The organism is Natronoarchaeum mannanilyticum (assembly GCF_039522665.1).
GTDB classification, from domain to species: Archaea; Halobacteriota; Halobacteria; order Halobacteriales; family Natronoarchaeaceae; genus Natronoarchaeum; species Natronoarchaeum mannanilyticum.
Window position 1 is genome coordinate 939368 of sequence record NZ_BAAADV010000001.1, and the last position, 16121, is coordinate 955488.

At 68.3% G+C, this 16121-nt stretch carries 14 protein-coding genes; 9 read left to right on the forward strand and 5 right to left on the reverse strand.

Annotated elements, in window-relative coordinates; translation table 11 throughout:
• Positions 1-109: 109 nt before the first annotated feature.
• Both ABDZ81_RS04940 and ABDZ81_RS04945 read left to right on the forward strand, forming a co-directional pair.
• Positions 110-427: a DUF7991 family protein gene (locus ABDZ81_RS04940; RefSeq protein ID WP_343772768.1), complete on the forward strand. Its 318-nt coding sequence runs from the start codon at positions 110-112 to the stop codon at positions 425-427.
• Positions 428-584: 157 nt separating this feature from the next.
• Positions 585-1565 (forward strand): transcriptional regulator, encoded by a 981-nt coding sequence (locus tag ABDZ81_RS04945; protein WP_343772769.1) that lies wholly within the window; start codon positions 585-587, stop codon positions 1563-1565.
• A gap of 823 nt (positions 1566-2388) precedes the next feature.
• On the opposite strand, the gene ABDZ81_RS04950 is transcribed toward ABDZ81_RS04945, so the two are convergent.
• Positions 2389-3264, reverse strand: coding sequence for an EamA family transporter (locus ABDZ81_RS04950; protein WP_343772770.1), 876 nt, complete (start codon positions 3262-3264; stop codon positions 2389-2391).
• A gap of 148 nt (positions 3265-3412) precedes the next feature.
• On the opposite strand from ABDZ81_RS04950, the gene ABDZ81_RS04955 reads away from it, so the two are divergent.
• Entirely contained in the window at positions 3413-4645 is a 1233-nt protein-coding gene (locus ABDZ81_RS04955) for a S1C family serine protease (protein WP_343772771.1), read from the forward strand.
• Between the two features lie 135 nt (positions 4646-4780).
• Entirely contained in the window at positions 4781-5266 is a 486-nt protein-coding gene (locus ABDZ81_RS04960; RefSeq protein ID WP_343772772.1) for a TRAM domain-containing protein, read from the forward strand.
• A gap of 109 nt (positions 5267-5375) precedes the next feature.
• Here ABDZ81_RS04960 and ABDZ81_RS04965 read toward each other — a convergent pair whose 3' ends face one another.
• Together ABDZ81_RS04965 and ABDZ81_RS04970 are read right to left on the reverse strand one after the other, a co-directional pair.
• Positions 5376-7283, reverse strand: coding sequence for a heme-binding protein (locus ABDZ81_RS04965; RefSeq protein WP_343772773.1), 1908 nt, complete (start codon positions 7281-7283; stop codon positions 5376-5378).
• Positions 7284-7375: 92 nt separating this feature from the next.
• Entirely contained in the window at positions 7376-8734 is a 1359-nt protein-coding gene (locus ABDZ81_RS04970) for an APC family permease (protein ID WP_343772774.1), read from the reverse strand.
• A 94-nt stretch (positions 8735-8828) separates the two neighbouring features.
• Here ABDZ81_RS04970 and ABDZ81_RS04975 point away from each other — a divergent pair, with 94 nt between their 5' ends.
• Both ABDZ81_RS04975 and ABDZ81_RS04980 read left to right on the forward strand, forming a co-directional pair.
• The gene (locus tag ABDZ81_RS04975) at positions 8829-9362 is read left to right on the forward strand and encodes a DUF5815 family protein (RefSeq protein WP_343772775.1); all 534 of its coding nucleotides are present in this window, start codon (positions 8829-8831) and stop codon (positions 9360-9362) included.
• Between the two features lie 75 nt (positions 9363-9437).
• The gene (locus tag ABDZ81_RS04980; protein WP_343772776.1) at positions 9438-9650 is read left to right on the forward strand and encodes a hypothetical protein; all 213 of its coding nucleotides are present in this window, start codon (positions 9438-9440) and stop codon (positions 9648-9650) included.
• A gap of 31 nt (positions 9651-9681) precedes the next feature.
• Here ABDZ81_RS04980 and ABDZ81_RS04985 read toward each other — a convergent pair whose 3' ends face one another.
• Together ABDZ81_RS04985 and ABDZ81_RS04990 are read right to left on the reverse strand one after the other, a co-directional pair.
• Complete coding sequence (locus tag ABDZ81_RS04985; RefSeq protein WP_343772777.1) at positions 9682-10236, reverse strand: class I SAM-dependent methyltransferase; 555 nt, start codon at positions 10234-10236, stop codon at positions 9682-9684.
• Positions 10237-10285: 49 nt separating this feature from the next.
• On the reverse strand, positions 10286-10783 hold the full coding sequence (locus ABDZ81_RS04990; protein WP_343772779.1) for a hypothetical protein: 498 nt from the start codon (positions 10781-10783) through the stop codon (positions 10286-10288).
• Positions 10784-10990: 207 nt separating this feature from the next.
• On the opposite strand from ABDZ81_RS04990, the gene carB reads away from it, so the two are divergent.
• The 3 genes from carB to ABDZ81_RS05005 all read left to right on the forward strand — a co-directional run bounded on the left by carB (position 10991) and on the right by ABDZ81_RS05005 (position 15939).
• On the forward strand, positions 10991-14245 hold the full coding sequence (carB, locus tag ABDZ81_RS04995; protein ID WP_343772780.1) for a carbamoyl-phosphate synthase large subunit: 3255 nt from the start codon (positions 10991-10993) through the stop codon (positions 14243-14245).
• Between the two features lie 116 nt (positions 14246-14361).
• On the forward strand, positions 14362-14775 hold the full coding sequence (locus ABDZ81_RS05000; RefSeq protein ID WP_343772781.1) for a hypothetical protein: 414 nt from the start codon (positions 14362-14364) through the stop codon (positions 14773-14775).
• 261 nt (positions 14776-15036) lie between these two features.
• Positions 15037-15939 carry a DUF4382 domain-containing protein gene (locus tag ABDZ81_RS05005; protein WP_343772782.1) on the forward strand — a complete coding sequence of 301 codons (903 nt, stop codon included), beginning with the start codon at positions 15037-15039 and terminating at the stop codon, positions 15937-15939.
• The last annotated feature ends 182 nt before the right edge of the window (positions 15940-16121 follow it).

Here is a 16121-nt window from a genome sequence, read left to right on the forward strand (position 1 = left end):
ATTCCATCATGTATGGGTGTAAGCCATCACCGAAAACAAGTGCGAATGGCAATCGAACCGGTGGCCGGGTTCCGACAGCGAAAAGGCCGGGCGGATCGAACGGGCACGCATGGCTTCCATCGGCGCGGTCGCGGGACTGCTGTTCGTCGTCGCCCTGCACACGGTGATCGCGGCGGTCGCGACGCGGTTTTTCCGGATCAGTCTCGACACCGTCTGGGGTTCGGCGGTGTACGCCGTCCTGTTCGTCCCGATGCTGCTGATCGCGAGCACGCTCGTCCTGACCGGCGCGCTGGGGCTCGGCGGGAACCTCGGCAGCAAGACGACGGCGGTGTTGCTGGTCATCGCGATCCCGCTGACGCTCGGGTTCGCCATCGACCTGCTGTGGATGCCCGACCCCGAGACCGTCGAACTGCCGAAGAAGACCTGAGAGGCGGGCGATCCGGCGGCGTCGTCGGGCGTCGAGACGCCGACGACGAGCTGGCGCCGTATTTTAAACTATCGCCGGCGTTCGGGCGCAATCACCCGACGCGAGCGCGACGTAGACGCCACAACCCCTAAATAGAGCGAATTACTTACGTACGGGTATGTCCCGGTCTGCGCTGGTCGGCAACGTCGTCGCCATGCTCGAGGACGCGGGTTTCGCGGTGAGCGACCGCTGTGCGATCCGTCCGCGGAGCTTCGACGTCGCCGCCCGCCGGGGAGAAGACCTGGTGTTGCTGAAGATCCTGCGGAACGTCGACGCGTTCGACGCCGAGACGGGCCAGGAGATGCGCCGCATCGGCGCGTACCTCGACGCGACGCCGCTGGTCGTCGGCCTGCGGACGCGCGACGAGGAGCTCAAGCCCGAGGTCGTGTACTTCCGCCACGGCGTCCCGGCGCTGAGCCCCGACACCGCGATGGACCTGTTCGTCGAGGAGCTCCCGCCGCTGATCTACGCCGCCCCCGGCGGCCTGTACGTCAGCATCGACAGCGAGATCCTCGAAGACAAGCGCGAGGAACGCGGTTGGAGCCTCGGCCAACTGGCCTCGGAGCTGGGGGTTTCGCGACGCACCGTCTCGAAGTACGAGGACGGGATGAACGCCTCCATCGAGGTCGCGATGCAGTTAGAGGAGATGTTCGGCTCCGGGCTGACCAGCCCGGTCGACGTGCTCGACGGCGCCGAGGAGGTCCGCGACGAGGACCCGACGCCGAACGAACCCGACGCCGACCCCGACGACGAGCGCATCGTCACGGTGATGACCCAGGCGGGCTACGACGTCCACCCGACGCTGCGCGCGCCGTTCAAAGCCGTCAGCGAGGAAGCCGAGGACGCCGACCCCGCCGAGGGGACGGTGCTGACGGGCCACTCGGAGTTCACCCGCGCCGCCGAGAAACGCGCCAAGATCATGGGCTCGCTGGGCCGAGTGGTGGGGACGCGCTCTGTGTACTTCGTCGACAGCACCAAGCGCGACTCCGTCGAGGGCACCGCGCTCATCGAGCGCGAGGAGGCCGAGTCGATCGACGACCCCGACGAGTTCCGCGACCTGCTCCGCGAGCGGACGGACTACGAAGAAGAACCGGCCTAGGATCTGGTTTCGAGGTTTTGTCGTGAAGAGTCGTTCGTATCACGAGCGGTGCGACTGCTTCGGACGCCCTCGACTCATTTCTAGGAACCGCAGTGATCGATACGGAATGGATCAGCTCGAAAGCCCTCGGCCCGCTCCTAGCAGTGACTGTCGGTTCAACCAACGAAAACACCTCGAAAGCCCTCGGCCCGCTCGCGTGTTCTCAAGCGGATATCCTCGCTCCGCTCGGATAGAGCCGCTTGAGAACACGCGACCGCGCCTCGCCCTTTCAGTCCACCGGAAGACTCGCTCCGCTCGTCTTCCGAGCCCTGCCTCGCTTCGCTCGGCAGGACACCAGGCCCCGCGACCGCTTGCGCGGGTCGCTCACAGCGACCACGCGCAGTCCGGCCCTCCCCCGCGGGCGCAGCACGGTGGCTGCGCCCGGCCGTGCGGCTGCGGTGGCGCGCGCTGTCGAGCCTTTATGCCGAGACAGCGTCGCGCGAGGGGCGAGTAGCGCAGGAGCGGAGCGACGAGCAACGCAGCCGGTTGGGGAGGACGAGGCTACGGGTGGGGGGAATGAAAGGGGCCGTCGTCTGTGCGAGCGAAGCGAGCACAGGCTCGAAAGAGCGTGCTCTTTCGGCGCGCTCGATCCAGTGAGGCGAAGCAAGCACCGCAGCGACCGACGGGAGCGAGGAGCACAGCGAGCCGCAACCGGTCGAGCGCGGCGGAGGCTTTCGGAGAGTTGTGAGCAGTCAGTGCTGTTCCAGAGAGTGCACCGAGGGCTTTCAGGGCGTTCGATACGATCACCACGACGCCAAAGCGCACCCCCCAAACCGGTGCTAGTTCAGACCGCGATCAGCGTCACGCCGCCCACAGCCAACACCGCCGCGGCGACGCGCACGCGGAAGTGCTCCTCGCCGAGCACGACGCCGCCGAGCAGGACGACCAGGATCGCCTGCGTGTTGATGATCGGCGAGGCGACGCTGGCGGGCACCAGCGAGAACGCCAGCGAGGTGACGTGCTCGCCCGTCGCGACGAACGCGCCCGCGACGGCGAACTTCGGCAGGTCGGCCCGCATCGCGTCCGGGCGCTCCCTGACGGCCGGCACCAGCAACACGAGGAGGATGCCGCTCAGCAGCACCGGCACCCACAGTGCCGTCGGAATGGCGAGCTCCTGTAAGGCGACCCGCTTCCCGACGTCGCTGACGGCGTACAGCGCGGCCGACAGCAGCGCGAGCTGGGCCGGCCGCGAGCGGGCGATCCGCCGGAACGGATCGAGCAGCCCGCCGGCGCGGTAGTTCGCCACGTAGATCGCGGAAGTGGCGACGACCACACCCAGGAGTTGCAGCGGCGTCAGCACCTCGCCGAGGGCGAGCACTTCGATCGGGACGACCAGCGCGGGGACGATCTTGTTGATCGGCGTGACGTAGGAGACGTCGCCCTCCGCGATCGCGTACAGAAAGAGGACGAACGCGCCCGCCGTCGCACAGACCGTCAGCGCGACGACGCCGACGTCGAGCGCGCCCAGACCTGCGAGCGCCGATCCGGCGCCGTTCGAGAGCGCCCGCAGGGTCACCGGGAGGTAGAACGCGATCGCGAAGGCGTTGACACAGACCGTCAGCGTCGTCGCGGGGTAGCCCTCGAAGTACTGCTTGAGGCCGAACAGGTAGCCGCCCCAGACGAACGCCGCGAGCACCGCGTAGCCGAGCCCGAGTTCCATCCGCTCTGTGGGTTCCGCGGGATACCCTTGAACCCGCTGGTTCGGCCCGCAAGGTGGTCCGACCGGCAACCGATCGACGGATGGCCGAGACAACCGGCAACGGTCCGGCAGCATCCCCTTTCCGACAGTCCGTGGTAGCCCGACGCGCATGGGGCAGGGACGCTTCGCGCTCGGCGTCGCGCTGCTCGTCGTCATCGGAACGGTGGCGGCGGGCGCGGTCGCGGCGCCGACGAACGGCGGCGCATCGAGCGGTAACCAGGCGAGCGAGATCGACGGAGCGGCGCTGCAGGCGGACGCGACGGACGATAGCGGAACCGCGACAAACGAGAACGGATCGGGAACGAACGACGGCCCGAACGGGACGACGACCGCGACCCGGTCGCCCGGCGTCTGTGACTACGCGGGCCTGTACGACCGGACGATAGACTCGGTCGTCGCGATCCAGACCGGCACCGGGATCGGCTCGGGATTCGTCTACCGCGTCGCGGACGACGGGACGGGGTACGTCGTCACGAACGCCCACGTCGTCGGCGATTCCGAGGAGGTCGTCGTCCAGCTGGCCGACGGCGAGTCCCGGACCGGCGAGGTGGTCGGGCGGGACGTGCTCTCCGATCTAGCGGTGATCGAGATACCGGAGACGCCCGACGACGCCGAGGCGCTGCCGGTCGCCGACGGGACGGCCGATCCCGGCAACGCCGTCGCGGCGCTGGGCAACCCCTTCGGCCTCGACGAGACGATCACCCACGGGATCGTCAGCGGCGTCAACCGGTCGATGCCGACGACGCGGGGATACTCGGTCCCCAACGTCGTCCAGACCGACGCGCCGATCAGCCCGGGGAACAGCGGCGGTCCGCTGGTGACCTGCGACGGTACCGTCGTCGGCGTCAACACCGCCGGCATCGCCGCCCGGGGCGCCGAGAACATCGGCTTCGCGGTCTCGGCGACCCTGATCGACCGGGTCGTCCCCGCGCTGATCGAGGACGGCGAGTACGAGTACTCGTACCTCGGCGTCGCGGCGACGCCGGTCACGCCGCCGATCGCGGAGGCCAACGATCTGAACGTCACCGAGGGGCTGTACGTCGTCAGGACCGCGGAAGATAGCCCGGCGGCCGACGCGCTGGATGGCGCGACCGAGAACGAGACCGCCGCGGGCTTTTCCGTGCCGGTCGGCGGTGACGTGATCGTCGCGATCGACGGCCAGCCGGTGTCCTCGGGCGAGGAACTCTCCTCGTATCTCGTCACCGAGACCAGCCCCGGCGACGAGGTGACGCTGACGGTGCTGCGCGACGGCGAACGGCAGGAGATCGAGGTGACGCTCGCCGAACGGCCCGAACCCCAGACCGGGCCGACCGGACAACCGCCCGGCGGTCCTCCGGGATGACCTCCGCCGTCCCAGCGAAGTGACGCCGCCGCGCGGCCGCGGGATCGGCACGACCGCCGTGGCGCCCGCAGCGGGCCGGCGACGGCGGCCCAACCAGTCGCAAGCGTTTACTTCGGGGGTCGAATACCCCATAGCATGGCCGACTGTCCACTGGCGGACGACTGCCCGAGTTTCTCGGAGCGCATCGAAGGCATGGGGTGCCAGCACTACGGCGACCGGGGCGGCAAGGAGTGGTGCAAGCACTACAGCCAGCCGATCAGCGACCTGAAGACCCAGCCCGTCAAGCCCAAAGAGGAGGTCGTCGTCGACGTGACCGACATCCACGAGAGCGGCGCCGGCGTCGGCCGGACCGAGGACGGCTTCATCGTGATGGTCGACGGCGTGCTGCCCGACGCTCGCGCACGAGTCGAGATCACGGAGGTTCGCTCGAATCACGCCCGCGCGGAGGAGTTAGAGCGCCTCCCGATGGACGAGGACCTCGAAGACGCCGACACCGAGAGCGATGACGAAGACGGCGCGGACGCCGAGGACGACGCCGACGCCGAGGACGACGACAGCGGCGGCGGCCGCGGCCCCGACCGCGAGCGGCTCGGCAGCCGCGACAACTTCTGGGGCTCGTAGGGCCGATCCGGCCCGTCCCGCCAGCCTGGACAGCTATCGCTTTCTTCCGTTTCGCAGTCTCGCTCGTTCGACGCCACTGAAAAATCAGTTCGGAAGCCTAGCGACCGCGTTACGCCAGAAACACGTGTCGCGGACGCCCGTCGAGCACGTCGCGGCCCCAGTCGACGGTGTCGACGAACGCGTCGCTGCGGAAAAACTCCATGCAGTCCTCGCGGGACTCCCAGCGGCTCGCGATGAACATGTCGTTCTCGTCCTCGCGGTTGGCGTAGAGATCGGTCCGGCGGTGGCCGTCCATGTCCGCGAGCAGGCCGCCGACGGTGCCGAACTTCTCGACGAAGTCGTCGCGGTACTCCGGCTTGACCGTGTAGAACATCCCCATCGTCCCGAACTGGGACTCGTCTTCGGGCTCGTCGCCCGCTTGCCGGACGATTCCCGGCAGGTCTTCGAGGTAGCCGCCGGCGGTGCCGGCCGCGTCCTCGTTCTCCCAGATGCTGACGACCGCAGGGTGAGCGTCCTCGGGTGCGGCCTCGTACACCGCGGTCTTGACGTGGGAGTCGTACCGGTCGAACCCGTCGCTCAAGCTCTCGACTTCCTCGGAGAGCTCGTCGGGGTCGGCCTCGGAGTACAGCACGAGCGCGTACACGTCCTCGCCGCGGGGCTGACCGCCGTAGATGCCCCGTTCCTCCAGCTCATCGCGGATGTCGGCCTCGCCGTCGCTCCCGTGGGACGGGGCTGCGCGCTCGGTTTCGGCTTCGTGCGCGGCCGCGTCGTCGCCGTGGGGGTGGCCGCCCGAATCTGCATCGTCGCCGCCGTGCGGGTGGCCGCCCGCGTCGGCGTCGCTTCCGGGGTGACCGGCGTCGTTCTCTGCAGCCCCGCCTTCGGCGTCGCCCGCGCCGCCCAACGAGCCCTGTCGGTAGTCGGTGACGCCCGGCAGCTCTTCGAGGAAGCCGGCGGCGGTGTCGGCGGCGCTCTCGGTTTCCCAGACGCTGACGATCGCCGCGCCGTCTCCGTCCTCGTACACCTCGGTCAGCACGTGCGTGTCGTAGTGCTCGAAGTTCCCGCGCAGGCCATCGACCTCCTCGCGGACGGTTTCGACGTCGGCCTCGGAGTCGAAGACCAGTCCGTTCGCGCCGGCGGGCGCGGCGTCGACGTCGACGCCGAGCCGCTCCAGTTCCGCGAGCAGGTCCTCGTCGGCGCCGGCGGCGTCGGCGTCGCCGAAGGCGTCCTCGTCGGTCGGGATCGACTCGCCGGCCAGCAGCGCGCCGAGATCGCTCGGCGGGAAGCGCCGGCCGGAGAAGAACGGCCCGAACTCGGCGTACTTCGAGGAGGAGGGGTCGAAGCGCATCTCGTAGAGCAGATCCTTGACGTCGGTCGGATCGTCGGCAAAGAGGGTGACGCCCCACTCGAAGTCGTCGAGGCCGACGCTGCCGGAGATGATCTGGCTGACCTTGCCGGCGTACTCGCGGCCGATGTCGCCGTGGCCCGACATCAGCTCGGCGCGGTCCTCGAACGACAGGTCGTACCAGTTCTGCTCGGGCTGGCGGCGCTTGTCCATCGGGTAGAAGCTGACGAACTCGGCGTCGGGCAAGTCGGGGTAGAGTCGCGACTCGATGTAGTTCTTGATGCCCGGGTCGGCTTCCTGCTCGGGGTCGAAGTACGCCTCTGCGCCGGTGTAGCCCGACGCCTCGGTCACCGAGAGATAGGAGTTCGTGCGCTCGGTGAACTCGGCGAACGCGGTCTGCTCGAACCGGCGCTCCAGCGTGTCGAGTTCGCGGATCGTCGGCCGGAGGTGCAGGATCAGGAGGTCGGCCTCGTGGCCGAAGACGCTGAACACCGCGGAGGCGCCCGCCTCGGCGTCGTCGAGGTTCTCTGCAGCTTCCAGAAACTCGACGCCGTCGTCGATCGCCAGTTCGCGATCGCGCTCGGACGCTCCGCGCCAGGCGTCCCAGTCGATCGTCCGCAGGTCGTGGAGGACGTACCAGCCCTCGTCGGTCTGTGGCGGCTCCCGTCGTTCCATGCGGGCGGGTTGGAACGGACCGGGTAAGTGAGTTGCCGTTCGGCGGCGGTCCGAGGGGGCTGCAGTCGCCCGAGGCGTCACGCCCGGACGGCTCAGTCGGCCGAGTCTCCGGCGTCAAGGTACGGGATCTCCCGCTCGATCACCGTCCGCTCGAAGTACAGCAGTTCGACGGCGAACACCGCCGCGGCGATGAGCGCGACGGCGTAGAACGTCCCGCGCTCGGCGGTGTAGAGGTGATAGAGCATCAGGAGGAAAAACAGCGACGCGCCGACGGCGCCGACGGCCGGCCAGGTCGCGGCGATCCGGTCGGTGTCGCGTTTGGCGAACGCGAGCGCGCTCATCGCGCCGAAGACGAGGATGAAGGACAGCGACGCGAAGGAGGTGATCGCCGAGAGGCTCCCGTACGCGGTGAACGCCGCCGTGACGACGCCGAGGAGCAACAGCGTCTGCGTCGGCAGGCCGCTGGCGCTGGAGTCGCCGGCGCGATCGGGCAACAGGTCGTCGGTGAGCATCCCCTTCGCGAAGTAGCCCGCCGAGAACAGCGTCGCGTTGATCGCGCTGCCGGTCGAGAACAGCGCCGACAGGGAGATGACGATCGCGCCCGCGTTCGAGAGGCCGACGACGCCCGCGATCGTCGACGCCGCGTCCGCAAGTGCGGTGTGGGGGTTGCTCTGGACGGCCTGTGGGGCGATGTTGTACGTCACCACCGCGACGATCGCGTAGATCGCCACCGCGACCGGGATCGCGACGGACACCGCCGTCGGGATCACCTCGAGGGGGTCCCGCACGCTCTCCTGGTCGTAGAACAGCAGCTGCCACCCCTGGAACGCCACGAAGGAAACCGCCGCGGCCATGATCGGCCCGAACGACGCGATCTCCGCGGCGCCCAGCGCGACCTGTTCCGACGAGACGGTCGTCGCGTACAGCAGGCCGGCGACGCCGAACGCGACGAGCACGAGCACTTTCGCCGCCGTGAGGACGTTCTCGGCCGACCCCGTGGCCTGCGCGCCGAGCAGGTTCAGGCCGACGAACCCCGCTACGACGAGCACCGAGACGACCGGGCGCAGCGGCAGGCCCGCGAGCCGGCTCGGAACGCCGGGGAGCGCGATCGAGAACTCCGCGAACGCGAACGCGTACATCGCCATCGACCCGACGTAGCCGACCAGCAGCGTCCACCCGACCATCCCGGCGAGCGTCGAGTTGCCGGTGAACGACTGGACGAACGTCACCGAGCCGCCGCCGTCGGCGCCGTCGTCGGCGACGAGCCGGTTCAGCCCGACGTAGGAGTACCCCGTACACGCGGCGACGACGCCGGCCAGAACGAAGGCGAGCCACGTCGCGGGGCCCGCGATCTGCGTGACGATCCCCAGCACGGCGTAGATGCCGCCGCCGACCATCCCGCCGAGCGCCATCGAGACAGCCTCCGTCAAGCCGAGACTGTTCTCTCCCATACACCGTTGCCGTTCGGGCTCGAGCGTGGTATAACCGATGCTCGACCGGCCGCGAGACGCGGAGTTTATTCGGCCCGACCGCCAACCGACGACCATGCCTGAGCCGCGCGTCCCGGGCGGAGCGAGCGACGAACTGTCGCTGCCCTGCGGCGAGTCGGTCGACCCCCGGTCGCTGGATCTCGGCGTGCGGGAGTACGACTGCGACTGCGGGTCGGCCCACGCGGTCGTGATGGACGTCCACCCGCCGTCGCGGTTCGTCCCCGAGTCGCTCGTCGAGATGCTGCGCCAGACGATCGAGACCGACGACGAGTTCGAGGAGTTCGGGACGCCCCACGTCATGGGCGTGGTGATGGAGGAGTTCCCCGAACAGATCGTCAGCGAGGACAGGAGCGACGACGGCAACGTCGGCTACGGACTGCTGTGGGTGACCGACTTCGACTCCCGACGCCTCCACGAGATCGTCGTCGAGCTGCTCGTCGAGCTGATGGACCACGCGATCAGCCACGCCGACAGCGACGCCGCGGCCTCGGAGTTCGAAGAGCAGATGCTGGAGTTCGACGTCACCGAGTTCGTCGACCAGTACCGGGCACAGCGCGACTTCGAGAGCGAGCACGACGCCGCCCTGTAAGCGCGCGACGGCGACGCGTCTGACACACGCACGACGCAAGTTTATGAGCGTTCGGCAATAATATCCGGTACACCCATGCACGCTCGGGGGGAGTACGAGCGCATCAAGGACGCACTCGACGACGCGGACGTCGACGAGCCGCTGACGGCCAAGGAGATACTACAACTGCTCGAGGAGCGGGGCGTGGAGTTCGAGAGCGCCCACCGCATCGCGACGGTGCTCGGCCGGGAAGCCCAGCGCGGCGACGTGAAGGTCCACCGCGACCAGCCCTACCGGTACGAGATGTAGAGGATGCCCCGGATCCGGATCGACGCCGTCGCTACGCCGTCGCGACGACGAGCAACGTTTCCGGTCGCTCCTCGACCCGTTCTAGCGCGAATCCGGCGTCCTCCAGCATCGACGCCGCGGCGGCCGCGTCGTACCGTTCCGCGACCGGCGGGCCCGCCTCGCCGTCGCCCGACGCCGACCAGTCGACCGTCACGAGTCGACCGCCGGACGCCAGCGCGCGCCGGATCTCGACCAGCGCGTCCGCGCTCGCGAACTCGTGGAACGTCATCGTCGAGAACGCGGCGTCCAGTTCGGCGTCCTCGAACGGAAGCTCCTCGACGTTCGCGGTGACGAGTTCGACGGCCTCGGGGACGCCGTTCTCCCGATAGCGAGCGTGCATCTCCTCTTGGACGTCGACGCCGTACAGCCGGCCGACGAACGGCGCGACCTCGTCGGTGTAGAAGCCGGTACCGCTGCCGAGGTCGGCGACCGTCGCCGACGGGTCGGGATCGAGCGCCGCGAGCAGTTCCTCGCGCGAGCAGAAACGAAAACGGGTGGGGTCCTCGAGACGGTCGGCGCCCGCCGGATCGAACGTGTGAAAGCCCATCGCGCGGACGTACGATCCGGAGCCGCTTCATCCCTCGCGAACGGGTCGATCAGGCGACGAGCAGGTAGACGATCGCGCTCGCGATCAGGAGCTTTTTGACGACGATCACCGCGATGAGGAGTTTGTTGGTCGAGAGATCGCCGACGCGGCCCGTCGCAGCCCGGTAGGCTCTCGAGAGAGGGTCGAACCGACCCGTCGACGCGTCCCCGAGGACGTCCGGCCCGGCGTCGGGGAGCGTGGCCGCGGGCACCCACTCGCCGTCGAGGTAGACCGCGGTGACCGTCTCGCCCTCCAGATAGGGGAGATGGTCGTAGTCGTAGCCGAGGCCGCGGGCCAGCGTCTTCAGTTCCATCACGTCGCGCTCGCTGTCGAGATCGAACTCGGCGATCTCGCCGCCGTCCGTCCAGTCGAACTCGAGTGTCAGGCGAGCGGTGCTGTCGCCGACGCGGACGTCGGCGATCCGGGCGGGCTCCTCGTTGCCGGCGATCTCTCGCTTGCTGGTCTGGAGGGTCTCGTACTCGTCGTCCGTGTACTCGGACGCGCCCATGCGAGTAAAGTTCGGTCCGCAAGATCAAAAATGTAGCAGCCTCGACGCGTACTCGTCGCGTGAAACGCGCCCGTACGCGTGTGTGACGACTCGAGAGCCGGACTTCTCCCGACCGCGGCCGCCGAGATACGAATTTCGAAATTCCATTTCGCTCTTCGTAATCTATCGCCGGGCTTATTACGATGTGCGGATTCTGGGTAGATAGAAATGACGAGCGACGGGACAACCGACCCGGCGGAGGAAGACCGCAAGATCCTGCTCATCGGGAGCGGCCCGATCCAGATCGGGCAGGCCGCGGAGTTCGACTACTCGGGCGCCCAGGCCTGCCGCGCGCTGCAGGAGGAGGGCGCGGAGGTCGTGCTGGTCAACTCCAACCCGGCGACGATCATGACCGACCCGGAGATGGCCGACGAGGTCTACATCGAGCCGATCACCACCGAGGCCATCGCCGAGGTCATCCGGAAAGAACAGCCCGACGGCGTCATCGCCGGTCTCGGGGGGCAGACCGGCCTGAACGTCACCGCGGAGCTGGCCGAGGAGGGCGTCCTCGAGGAGCACGACGTCGAGATCATGGGGACGCCGCTGGACACGATCTACGCGACCGAGGACCGCGAGCTGTTCCGCCAGCGCATGGAGGAGCTCGACGAGCCGGTCGCCCGCTCGACGACGATCGAGCTCGACGAGGACGAGGCGGTCGCCGAGATGACCGAAGCCGGCCTCGAGGAGCGCGTGCAGGACGCCGTCGACCAGGTCGGCGGCCTGCCCGTGATCTCTCGGACGACCTACACGCTGGGGGGCTCGGGGTCCGGCGTCGTCGACGAGTTCGACGAGCTCGTCGAGCGCGTCCGCAAGGGGCTGCGCCTCTCGCGCAACGACGAGGTGCTGATCACCGAGTCGATCGCCGGCTGGGTCGAGCTGGAGTACGAGGTGATGCGGGACGCCGACAACTCCTGTATCATCATCTGCAACATGGAGAACATCGACCCGATGGGGATCCACACCGGGGAGTCGACAGTTGTAACGCCCTCGCAGGTCATCCCCGACGAGGGCCACCAGGAGATGCGCGACTCCGCGCTGAAGGTGATCCGCGACCTGGGCATCCAGGGCGGCTGTAACATCCAGTTCGCCTGGCGCGACGACGGCACGCCCGGCGGCGAGTACCGCGTCGTGGAGGTCAACCCCCGCGTCTCCCGCTCGTCGGCGCTGGCGTCGAAGGCGACGGGCTACCCGATCGCCCGCGTCACCGCGAAGGTCGCGCTGGGCAAGCGCCTCCACGAGATCGACAACGAGATCACCGGCGAGACGACCGCCGCCTTCGAGCCCGCGATCGACTACGTCGTCACCAAGGTGCCCCGCTGGCCCAAGGACAAGTTCGACGACGTCGAGTTCGAGCTGGGCACCGCCATGAAGTCCACAGGGGAGGCGATGGCGATCGGCCGCACGTTCGAGGAATCCCTGTTGAAAGCCCTGCGCTCCAGCGAGTACGAGCCCGAAGCCGACTGGGACGAGATTTCGGACGAGGAGCTCGAGGCCGACTACCTCGAGACGCCGACGCCCGATCGCCCCTACGCGATGTTCGAGGCGTTCGAGCGCGGCTACTCCGTCGACGAGGTCGTCGACCTGACGGGTATCTACGAATGGTACGTCGAGCGCTACCAGAACGTCGCCGAGGCCGCCGAGGCCGCACAGGACGGCGAGTTCGACGACGCCGCCCAGCGCGGCTTTACCGACGGCCAGATCGCGGCGGGCGTCGAGGCCAGCGAGGCCTCCAGCCTGCCCCGCGCGGACGGCGGGGAGATCGACGCCGTCGAGGCGACGACTCCCGACCGCTCGTTCAAGCAGGTCGACACCTGCGCCGGCGAGTTCGCCGCCTCGACGCCGTACTACTACTCGGCGCGCCAGGCGGCCGCCAGCAAGGGCCAGAGCCGGCTCACCGACGAGGTGAAGGTCGACCGCGACGCCGAGAGCGTCGTGGTCGTCGGCGGCGGCCCGATCCGCATCGGGCAGGGCGTGGAGTTCGACTACTGCTCGGTCCACGCGGTGCGCGCGCTCCGCGAGGTCGGCATCGACGCCCACGTCGTCAACAACAACCCCGAGACGGTCTCGACGGACTACGACACCTCCGACGGGCTGTTCTTCGAGCCGATCACCGCCGAGGAGGTCGCCGACGTGATCGAGGCGACCGGCGCCGACGGCGTGATGGTGCAGTTCGGTGGCCAGACCTCAGTGAATATCGGCGAACCCCTCGAGGAGGAACTCCAGCGCCGCGATCTGGACTGCGAGATCATGGGTACCACCGTCGAGGCGATGGACCTCGCGGAGGACCGCGACCGGTTCAACGAGCTGATGGACGAGCTGGGCATCGCCCAGCCCGAGGGCGGCACCGCCTTCAGCAAGGAGGAGGCGCTCGAACTCGCCCACGACATCGGCTACCCCGTGCTCGTGCGCCCCTCCTACGTGCTGGGCGGGCGCGCGATGGACGTCGTCTACGACGACGCCGAGCTCGAGGAGTACATCGAAGAGGCCGTCCGCGTCGCGCCGGACAAGCCGATCCTCGTCGACGACTTCCTCGAAGACGCCGTCGAGCTGGACGTCGACGCCGTCGCCGACGGCGAGGACGTGCTGATCGGCGGCATCATGGAGCACGTCGAGACCGCCGGCGTCCATTCGGGCGACTCCGCGTGCATGATCCCGCCGCGCTCGCTGGGACGGGACGTCAACCGCCGGGTCCGCGAGGTCGCCGAGGACATCGCCGAGGCGCTGGACACCGTCGGCCTGCTGAACGTCCAGCTCGCCGTCAAGGACGAGGAAGTGTACGTGCTCGAAGCGAACCCGCGCTCCTCGCGCACCGTGCCGTTCATCTCGAAGGCGACCGGCGTGCCGATCGCCAAGCTCGCCGCGAAGGTGATGGCCGGCGCCTCGCTCGACGAACTCGACGTCGACGAGCAGGTGCCCCAGCAGACCTCGATCAAGGAGGTCGTCCTGCCGTTCGACCGCCTACCGGGCTCGGACCCGCGCCTCGGTCCGGAGATGAAATCGACCGGCGAAGTCATGGGCACCGCCAGCACGTTCGGCAAAGCCTACGACAAGGCCCAGGACTCGGTCGGCAAGCCGATCCCCGAGGACGGCACGGCCGTCATCGACCTCTCGGCCGACGAGTTCCCCGACCCCGACACCGAGGCGGGCGAAGAGCTCGTCGAAGGATTCACCGAGTTCTACGACCTCTGCGAGGCCGTCGACCTGATCGACGCCGTCAAGCGCGGCGAGGTCGACCTGATCGTCTCGCGCGATCGCGACCTGCTGGAGACGGCCGTCGAGGAGGAGATCACCTACTTCTCGACCCACGCCTCCGCGAAGGCGGCGCTGGAAGCGCGCCAGCACAAAGAGGAGCCGATCGACGTCGCGCCGGTCGACGAGCGCCCCAAGATGCAGGAGTTCTGGGGCCAGCCGAAAGGCGAGTAGAACGGCCGCGGTAGCGATTCGGTTTCGGCGTCGCAGTCTCTTTGCGGAGCGGGATAGCGGTATTCGGCTCTCGTTCCGCAACATATTTTTATGCGATGACGGGAGCAAACTTCTCCGTGACCCGAGAGAAGTACACGCGTCGTCGCGCCGTCCTCGCTACCGGAACGACTCTTGCTGCCGTCGGTCTCTCCGGCTGTGCGGGCGTTCTCGGCGGCGGTGCCGACGGAGTGGTGACGGAAAACGAGTTAGAGGGCGACCTCGAGGTGCTGGATCACGAGATCGAGAACACCCGACTGAGCGGGACCAAATCAGTGAAGGTCGACGTCACTGTCACGAACAACTCGGAGGACGCGCTCACGGCGGCGGCGATCGCGGAGTTCTTCGACGGCAACGGCGTGTCGATCGACGAGTCTGCAGCCACGACACCGAAGTCTGTACCCCGAAGTCAGGACGTCCAGTTGCATCCGGCAGCGCGAGGCCGCGTCGAGGACGTGTCTCGGTACGAACTGCGGCTCGTCGAGAGATTCTAGTGGTACGGGAGCCCCTACCGGCGGCGGCCACAGGCGCCCGAAATATCGGAACTCGTCTACCCAACGGGTCGCGTCCGAACGTCGACGCCAGACGTTCGACGCGAGATCCGACGATTCAAGTGTCGACTTCGTCCCGCTGACGCCGGCCGGCGGAAATTCGGCTGAATCCGGGACAAAACTCGAATGAACGGCGTTGAACTGTCGTTGAATCGGCTTGACGAACTGCCGACTATTAGGCCGGTCCCCCACTGGGTGCGACCGATGACACGACACCGATCCGACGCCGACGATCGCGCCGACGAGCACAGCATCCAGCGCCGCGCACTGCTGGCGGCCGGCGGCGCGGCGGGCGCCGCGCTGGTCGCCGGCTGCACGGGAGCGACCGGTGACGCGGGCGACGACGGCGACACCGGGACGTTCCGGCTGCTCGTGACGGACCTCCCGGCGGACATCGGCGACTTCGACTCGCTCGAAGTCACCCTCGACAGGGCGCGCGTGTTCAGGGGGTCCGACGAAGAGGGAGAGGAGAGCGAAGAGAGCGAAACGGATGGTACCAACGCTAACGAGAGTGAAACGGACGACGCCGACGCTAACGAGAGCGAGGACGACGCGGATTCGACGAGCGAGGACGACGACGGCGCCGACAACGACTCGGACGGGGAGTCGGACGATCGGGAGTTCTTCTGGCTCGATCTGGACGGTGCGACCGTCGACCTGACTCAGGTCGTCGGCGACAAGGCGGTCTCCGTGTTCGAGGGCGAACTGGAGGCCGGCGCCTACTCGAAGGTCGAACTCCACGCGGCCGGGATCGAGGGGATCGTCGACGGCGAGCGAGTCGACGTGAAGATCCCCAGCGGGAAGCTCCAGATCGTTCACGGATTCGAGATCCGCCCCGACGAGCCCGTCGAGTTCGTGTTCGACATCCACGTCGTCGAGAAAGGAAACGGCGGCTACAACCTCCGTCCCGTGGTATCGGGGAGCGGCGTCAACGGCAAAGACGTCGACGTCGAGGAGATCGACGCGGACGAAGACGACGACGAAGCGTCGGGCGGTCAAGACGACGGCGACGCCGAAGCGACAGGCGATGGAGACGGCGGCGCGGACAACGAGAGCGCGGACGGCGCGGACAACGAGAGCGCGAGCGGTGAAACCGGGTCGGAGTAGACGGCCCGCGCGACTGCCGGCCAGCCGCTGCTTCGGTGCCGCCGTTCTCCCGGGAGTGACGTGCGCGCAGCGAACCGATCAACGCGGGCGTCGCAAACCGGGCCGTCCGCAACTAAACAGTGGTAAACGTACGGAAGTGGATCCAGAGAGCCTATAAACTGGACGGCGAGTCACGAGGGTAT